This window comes from Treponema sp. UBA6852 (assembly GCA_002449305.1).
In the GTDB taxonomy this organism is placed as follows: domain Bacteria; phylum Spirochaetota; class Spirochaetia; order Treponematales; family Treponemataceae; genus Treponema_D.
This window is the reverse complement of record DKDI01000020.1, coordinates 1-7,028: the sequence shown is the minus strand read 5'-3', so window position 1 is coordinate 7,028 and position 7,028 is coordinate 1. Positions and strand designations below refer to the sequence as shown.

Annotated in this window: 5 protein-coding genes; all 5 read right to left on the bottom strand. The window is 43.2% G+C overall.

The features are described 5' to 3' along the window. Positions 1 to 264 precede the first annotated feature (264 nt). Positions 265 to 1,032, bottom strand: a complete 768-nt coding sequence (locus tag B3209_RS04895; RefSeq protein WP_296690040.1) for an abortive infection family protein — start codon at positions 1,030 to 1,032, stop codon at positions 265 to 267. Positions 1,033 to 1,044: 12 nt separating this feature from the next. Further along, positions 1,045 to 2,088, bottom strand: a complete 1,044-nt coding sequence (locus B3209_RS04890; RefSeq protein WP_296690038.1) for a DNA cytosine methyltransferase — start codon at positions 2,086 to 2,088, stop codon at positions 1,045 to 1,047. Then, complete coding sequence (locus B3209_RS04885; RefSeq protein ID WP_296690036.1) at positions 2,085 to 2,951, bottom strand: NgoPII family restriction endonuclease; 867 nt, start codon at positions 2,949 to 2,951, stop codon at positions 2,085 to 2,087. The genes B3209_RS04890 and B3209_RS04885 overlap by 4 nt, the downstream gene beginning before the upstream one ends. Before the next feature lie 301 nt (positions 2,952 to 3,252). Next, positions 3,253 to 5,736 carry a carboxylesterase family protein gene (locus B3209_RS04880; protein ID WP_296690034.1) on the bottom strand — a complete coding sequence of 828 codons (2,484 nt, stop codon included), beginning with the start codon at positions 5,734 to 5,736 and terminating at the stop codon, positions 3,253 to 3,255. 89 nt (positions 5,737 to 5,825) lie between these two features. After that, positions 5,826 to 6,941 carry an alpha/beta hydrolase gene (locus B3209_RS04875; protein WP_296664411.1) on the bottom strand — a complete coding sequence of 372 codons (1,116 nt, stop codon included), beginning with the start codon at positions 6,939 to 6,941 and terminating at the stop codon, positions 5,826 to 5,828. Between the last annotated feature and the right edge of the window lie 87 nt (positions 6,942 to 7,028).

Genomic DNA, 7,028 nt, shown 5'->3' with positions numbered 1-7,028 from the left:
CTCTTTATGCCTAGAATATAAAACACGCTGGAAAATATTTAAAATATAATGTTTTTTTGCTGAGCATAAGTTTTGATTATGGTAAGTAGAGAAAGGGAATACTAATATTAACGCAAGGCTAAAAACGACAGGCTGAAAAAACAAACATAACAAGCCGGATTTGCATTTTTTGATGAATTTTAAAATTCCGCAGGCAGAAATCACGTGCGGACGAATTGCGGAATTATTCCGTTTTGAGAAATTACTCCAGTTCGGGGTGCGGAATTAAATTTTATTATTAACAACCGAAATCAAAAAATCTGCAACTGTCATCGCCGAATTTACAAATAATTGCGCATGATGTTCTTTTATAGCAATACGTTTATTTCCAACACCATGAGAGTCACCGCTTTTTTTCCTCATCTCTGAAATAGACATAATGATTTTATCAAGTCCAGAAAGTAAATCATTAATCCGTTTATCAGTTTCTTTATTTTGGTGCATATTATATAAAAGTTTTACTTGGGTATAGAGTTTTATAATATTTCCACTGTCCGTTGGTTTTTGATTTTGTTTTTCAATAGCAAAACAGAAAATTTCTTCTATAAGAGTTCTAGCTTTTGTTATCGCGCTATCAAAATTGCCATTCTGAATATCTTCATTAGCTCTTTTTGTTATGCTGATAATATACTTACGGTTTATATTTTGTATTGTAGAAATATCCACAATAGAATTAATTTTATATTTTTCCAAAAGACATTTACATTTTTCATATTGCTTGTGTTTTTTGTCTGTTCCATAAATTGAATTGTCATAAAGTTTAGCTTCATAGTACCTTAACAAATTGGTACTTAACTTTATGATTTTTTCATCAGAACATTCTGAAAAATATTTAGTCAAAGATTTTCCTTTTGATAAATTATATTTACGGCATAATTCTTCGCCTATACTTTCTCTTGTAAAATTATTGAATCTATCCGTTGAAAAATCAAAGACATAACCGTCTCCATTATTAAAAAAGTCTAAAAGTATATCTTTATCAATGGTATCCATTTATTTTCAACATTATGCAGTTACCAATATTTTTTCAGTATTAGTATTTGTTGCAAATTCAAATTGATTTTCCAGTGTCTTTTTTATTGCAGTTGCGATTTCAAAGGCAAGGTTTACCGGCACTGCATTTCCAATCATCTTGTATGCGTCGTCAACATTTTCATAGATAAACTGAAATGTATCTGGAAATCCCTGAACCCTAGCAACTTCGCGGACTGTCATTCTGCGGTAAAGATTTTCTTTCTCTTTCACGAATTCGCATTTATTCAAACCGACTTTCTGCATTTTTGGAGCCTGCGGATGCAGCTGGCACTGACGACCGCTCGCCTGAACTGTAAAGGCCTGCTCGTCCCAAGATTTTACACGGTTTCGGCTCATAAAAATCGGTGAGTATGCTCCTGTAAAATATTCGTTATTGTTTATAGCGTCCGGATTTCTATGATTTTTAGGCAAAGCAGGAACTGCGGTATCTTTTAAATCCCAGATAATATCTTTAAGACAGATTTTTTTGTCATCATCTTCTGTTGAGCCTTTTGGAAACTGAAAATCGATATTCAAGTCGCTTCTGAATCCAATGTAGAAAACACGCTTGCGTTCCTGAGCAACGCCATAATCTTTTGCATTAACCATTGTCAAAGAAACATCATAACCGGCACTTTTAAAAAGAGTAAGAATATTCTGAACGGCCTCCGAATGCCGCTTTGCCAACATTCCGCTTACATTTTCAGCAAGGAAAAATTTCGGTCTTTTGTTTTTTAGGATTCTGATATATTCATAAAAAAGTTTTCCGCGAGGATCATCGATTCCGCGCAAAGAGCCGGCTTCTGACCAGGACTGACAAGGCGGACCTCCGATAATTCCGTCAATCTCATCTGGAAAATCTTCTTCCTTTATATTTCTGATGTCGCCGCGGATAAGTTTTGTTTTTGGATGATTTTTTTCAAAAGTAGCCCAAATTGATGAGTCAAATTCATTTGCAATCGGAATTTCAAATCCCGCTTTTTCAAATCCTAAATCAAGACCGCCACAGCCGCTGAAAAGACTTATTACTTTCATTTGGATTCTCCAACAAAAAAAGTTATGAGTTTCGCTTCTTTCAACTCAGCTGGATTGTTTGGATTTTTGATTCTTACATCTCTTATTTCAAGATTTGTATTGTTTCTTGCTAGTTCATATAATTCTGAAATATTTTCAAATGAATTAAACTTATCATCATTGATAATACACATAAAATTAAAAGTATTTGAAAAATTCTGTTCATAAACATAGTTGAAAACTTTGAATGGATTTTCAATTCCCCACATACCGCGAACACGAAGATATGTTATTCCAAGAGGGTCAACTTTATTTATATGTCCTAATTCTTTGCTTGGAGAAAATTCTATTCCTTCGATAGTTTCTACACCCTCTTTTATTTTCGTTTTTATTCTTTCATAAGTTTCCTTTTCAGCGCAATAATCTTCGCCATAAACGAATGCCAATGACTTTAGATAATCACCTTTTACAACGCCAACCGCATAAATCATATCCCGGACAGTCCACTGCTCACATTCACGGCAGGCTTTGCTTATCATTTGGCTATCTGCATAGAGTTTACATTTTGGATAACTTGAATTAAGAGCCAAAGCGGCATTTTGATTTTCAATTTTCTTTACTTCGATTGCATCCCCAGCATTTCCGCCTTTCAGCATACTGTCAGGAGGATTTGTTTTATTTCCTAAGTAAGAAAAAGTTGAAGAAATAGCAACTGCTCGAGATTGTCCTTCCTCAAAATCCACAGTTCCTGCAAAAACATCTTTTATATATTCTTCAAGTGCATCGCCCATACTGTTTGCTCTATTTGTGCTGTCGCCTTGACGAATCAGTTTTATCTTTGGATTTTCAACCAAATTGCAGATTGCTGTTATAATGTTATTCAAAATATCCTCCAAAAAGAATGTAAAACCACTATACACGTTTTTTGGCAAAACTTCCATAGTGATTTTGCAAAACGAAGTTTTGCGGCGGAATGAGCGTCAGCGAAGTGCGAAAAGCCCGACCGCCGCTTGCGGTGGTAACGCCCAAATAAAAAAAACAGCCCCTGCCATTAAAGCAGAAGCTGCCTGAAAAAATACAATGCGCAATAAAAATCACGCATTACACATTGTTCATTGCGTATTGTGAATTGAAATCACTTTCCGCAGTTTGAAACGTTCGCATTCGTTCAGAAAACGTCCGCTTCTATTCCCAGCTGTATTCAGGGGCCAGGAGCTGAATCAGCTTTTTGTCGTGGTTGCGTGCAAGGCGGGTGTTCTCGTCAAAAATCATTGTTGCGCCACCGGCGTTTGTGTACGCTTCCCATTTCAGGTTTGCGGTGCTAGGGTCTCCGTTTTTTGCGAAGGCAATCCATGAGCCGGACATTTCGTCCTGAACTTTTTTTGCCATTTCCAAATCCGTGGTCTTTACAAGAGCCATGTCAGCGTTTGCAAACACGAACGGAATTTCCGCAGTGTGGACTGAAAGCGGACTGTCAAGCGCAAAGATGTACGAGTACACCGGGGATTTCTGCCGCGCCTTTGCCCTCATAATCTTCAGCATAGGGATTCTGATTACGCGCGAGTCAACATAGGCCGCCTCAAAGTCCTGCTTTTCAGGATATGCCGCCTTGAAAGCCGCAAGAACCTCAGCCGCCTTTTCGCCGTATTTTTGGGAAAGAAGAGATTTTGTCTCGTCCGCGCCCAGCGTGATTTTGCTTCCGCTGTTCCATGAGGCGTCGCCCATCTTCTGCATTGTCTCCCATTCGTTAAGGTTCGAGCCAATCAGAAGAGAGTATTTTTCGCCGTTTTTCGGGAATCCGTTTTTGCCTGCGATGTCGTCCGGGATAAAGTCGCCGTCAACATAAGGCTCCCAGGAAAGAGAATAGCCTTCTCCAAGAGCCGCAGGAATCTTGAATTCTTTTCCTATCTGGTCAAGCGCCTTGTCAGAAGCCTGAACAAGGTCGGAATAAGGAACGCTCTGGAGCTTTTCAAATTCGTCTTTTTTAAGCCCGAGATTTTCAAGCGTAAGCTCGGTAACGCGCTCTGCCGCCGCCTTTGGAGTCCAAAGAACGCCCATTGTCTCGGTCGCGCCGCTTTCAACAATTCCGCGCCTGAAAAGTCCGTTTGCGTAAGGGCTTTCCATAAGCGCAAGGACTTTTGCTCCGCCGCCGCTTTCTCCAAAAATTGTCATGTTGTTCTTGTCGCCGCCAAAATTTGCAATGTTTGCTTTTATCCACTGCAAAGCCTGAACCAGGTCGTAGATTCCGACGTTGCCCGAATACTTGTACTCGTCCGAATAAGAAGCAAGATTCAAGTGGCCAAGCACGTTGAGCCTGTGGTTCACGCTGACTACAACAACGTCGCCTCTTTTTGAAAGATTCTCGCCGTCATAGAAAGGCTGCTCGATTGCAGAACCTGCCATAAATCCGCCGCCGTGAAGCCATACGATTACCGCGCGTTTTTTTCTGTCCGCAGAAGGAGTCCAGATGTTTAGATTCAGCGGACTTTCGCTCATGTTGTCTGTTCCGGCAGTTCCCGGGCGGAAGCCTGTCTGTATGGCAATCGGACCGTATTTTGTCGCGTCTAAAATGCCGCCCCACTTTTGAACCGGCTTTCCGACAGTGAACCTTTTTTCAACCTGCGCATAAGGAATTCCCTTGAAGGAATAGATTCCGCCAGAAACGCTTCCGCGAACCAAGCCGCTTTCAGTTTTTACGACTGCGCCGGAAGAAAGGGAAGCTGAAAGTTTTTTATATTCCTTCTCTGAAATCCGCCCAAACCACTGCACGCCAGTTTTTTCAGGATTCGTGTTCACAGCAAGGTGGGCAAAACTTGAATTGGCGGCCGCGCCGTGCCAATGCCTTACGTTCGGAGGGCAGAACGCAACATCGCCCGGATGCATTACCTGAACGCTCTCGCCCTCAATCTGATGAAAGCCGATTCCGTCCGTCGCAATCAGAATCTGTCCGCCCTCGTGGGTGTGCCAGCCGTTGTAAGTTCCTGCGTCAAACACAACGTTATGGATTCCAGGCGCGCCTGCCTCGTTCGGTGTTCCAAGCACATCGGAAAGATAAGCCGGTCCTGAAAAATTCGGAGATTTTAGAAGAGTTCCGTTTCCGAACATGAATCTGCCGGCGGAAGTCAGTTTTCTTCCATTATATTCTTCCGCGTCAACATTCGCGTACCATTCCTCGCTCACATCCTCGTGAACATCTTTTCCGCTTTCAGGCTTCCAGTCCGCATCGTAAATCACAATCTGCTGAAACCAGCTGTCGGGAACCGCACCGTGCCAGTGCTTAACGCCAGCCGGAATATGGAGAACGTCGCCCTTCTGTATAATCTGCGCCTTCTCGCCTTCCGCCTGATAGTAGCCGCGACCGCCGGTAACAAGAACCTCCATTCCGCCGTGAACGTGCCAGCCGCTGTGAGAGCCGGGCGCAAAAGTTATGCTGTTTGTAACCGGAAAATTGTAGAGCGAATCTTTCTGAATCAGATTCTTGAAATAAACAGTTCCGAAAAAACGCGCGCTGGCATCGTCTCCAAGCGGAAAAGTCAAGCCGTTTTTTGATGTGATTTTTCCGCCGGAAGAAACGTCAGTTTTCGCAACATTCTTTGTGCTTGAGCAAGCGGCAAGCGAAATCGCAAGAATTCCGGCAAAAACCGTTGCTGAAAAAATATTTTTTTTCATTGATACCTCCAATAAAATTATCCAGACGTCCCATGCCTTTATCTAATTCCACAGGGCAGCCCGAGTTTTCTACTTTCTACTCTCTTCCGCTACAGTCTTTTTCCAAAGAATTCTGAAAGCTTGCTTGTCGCTTCGGCAACGTATTCACTTTTCCAGTAAGTCTTGATGTGGGACGCGCCGTCAATCAAGTAAAGCTCCTTGTCAGCTGTTCCGGTCGCCTTTTTGAAAGCGTCCTCTGACATATAGAGCGTGTCGGCGGCAGAGCCTGCAATCATCAAAAGCGGCTGGTTTATCAAGTCCATTCTGTCCTCAACGTCGAACGCCATGAGCTTGATGAAAGATTCGGTCGTGTAGCTTCCGGTCGCGCGCGGATGGCGGTAAGAAAGTCCGTAGTAGTCGATTCCGTCCTTGTAAAGTCCCTCCGGCTGGCTTTCCATAATCTTGCGAAGCTCGGCATCGTCCTTGTGCGGAGGCAAAAATCCTTCATAAAGAACATTGCCCTTAAGCTCCTCGTTGCGCGCGTTGCTTGCCCTCAAAAGACGCTCCTGAATTGTGGCAATCTGCTTGTCGCCAAAACCGTTTCTTCTTACGCGGCCTGAGTTGAACATTGAAAGAGTCGCCACCGCGCGGATTCTCTTGTCGGTCTGGCTTGCAGCAAGAGTGTAGCCGCCGCCACCGCAGATTCCAAGCGAGCCGATTCTTGCGCTGTCAACTTTCGGAAGCTGAACAAGATAGTCAACCATTCCGCTTACATCGTTGATTCTGTTCGCAGGCCAGTCGCGAAGACGAGGCTCACCGCCGCTTGCCCCCTGATAGCTCGCGTCCGCCGCAATCGTGATGTAGCCGGCCTCGGCAAGCTTTTGAGCATACAATCCCGCAACCTGCTCCTTGCAGCCGCCGTTCGGATGGGCCACCGTAAGTGCAGGATATTTCTTTGAGTCAGATTCGTCATAGTCCGCCGGAAGATAAAGATTCGCCGAAATCGCAATTCCGTTCAAATCGTAAGTAACCGGGCGGATATTCACCTTACCCTTTACATTTTCCGTAACCGCTCCGTCGTAAACCAATTCCCACGGATTTCCATTAAAACTTTTCATAGAGACCTCCTTCGTTTCCGCTGATTTTGTTGTGGCGCAGGCAGAAAAACCCGCTGTGCCGATAACTGCCGCAGTAAAGACCGCGACATTCAAAAGTGATTTTTTCATGTGTACCTCCAATTTTCTACAACCTTTACAGTTTCCGGGCTTTGAGCCAGTTTTCAATCAGGCCAGCAATCTGCCTGTTGTTTTTTT

What these genes read in the sequence shown, in the direction of transcription:
- B3209_RS04895 (WP_296690040.1), bottom strand. Translation starts at nt 1,032, where the DNA reads ATGGATACCATTGATAAAGATATACTTTTAGACTTTTTTAATAATGGA.
- B3209_RS04890 (WP_296690038.1), bottom strand. Translation starts at nt 2,088, where the DNA reads ATGAAAGTAATAAGTCTTTTCAGCGGCTGTGGCGGTCTTGATTTAGGA.
- B3209_RS04880 (WP_296690034.1), bottom strand. Translation starts at nt 5,736, where the DNA reads ATGAAAAAAAATATTTTTTCAGCAACGGTTTTTGCCGGAATTCTTGCG.
- B3209_RS04875 (WP_296664411.1), bottom strand. Translation starts at nt 6,941, where the DNA reads ATGAAAAAATCACTTTTGAATGTCGCGGTCTTTACTGCGGCAGTTATC.